The 524-nt window shown below is 76.5% G+C and carries 1 protein-coding gene; it reads right to left on the bottom strand.

Annotated features, from left to right (window positions below):
* Positions 1–83 precede the first annotated feature (83 nt).
* On the bottom strand, positions 84–524 hold a 441-nt coding region (locus HMPREF3105_RS01450), incomplete at its 5' end, for an NUDIX hydrolase (RefSeq protein ID WP_141762384.1).

Here is a 524-nt window from a genome sequence, read left to right as displayed (position 1 = left end):
CTGCCGCGCGCACGCCCCCAGGGCCAGCGACAGCACGAGGGCGGAGGCGGCGAGGGCCGTCGGGCGGCGGTGGGCGGGGCGGCTCACGTGTCCACCCCGGCACGGGCGAGCGCCTCGGTGACCCAGGAGGCGGTGCGCAGCTCGCTGAGCTCCGCGAGGTCGAACCAGCGCGCGTCCGTCGAGGATCCGCCGACCTCAGGGCGCAGGACGCCGCCCGTGATGCGGGCGGTGTAGAGGACCTGCACGGTGAGCAGGGGCAGCGGCTCGCCCCGCAGGCGCTTCTCCACCGGGATCGTCCCGGTCGTGACGCCCAGCAGGCCCGTGAGCTCGGCGGTGTGGCCGGTCTCCTCCCAGACCTCGCGCAGGCACGCCTCCTCCGGGCTCTCGCCGAGCTCGATGCCGCCGCCGGGCAGCGTCCACTGCAGGAACTCGGGCCCCTGCCACGAGCTGAGCAGGACGCGGCCGCCGTCCACGATCAGGGCGTATGCGCCGGCGCGCGTCTGGAACGGGCCGGCGGAGTGCGC

Origin of the sequence: Micrococcus sp. HMSC31B01, assembly GCF_001816085.1 — a bacterium.
Lineage (GTDB): Bacteria > Actinomycetota > Actinomycetes > Actinomycetales > Micrococcaceae > Micrococcus > Micrococcus luteus.
This window is presented reverse-complemented; position numbering and strand designations above follow the sequence as displayed.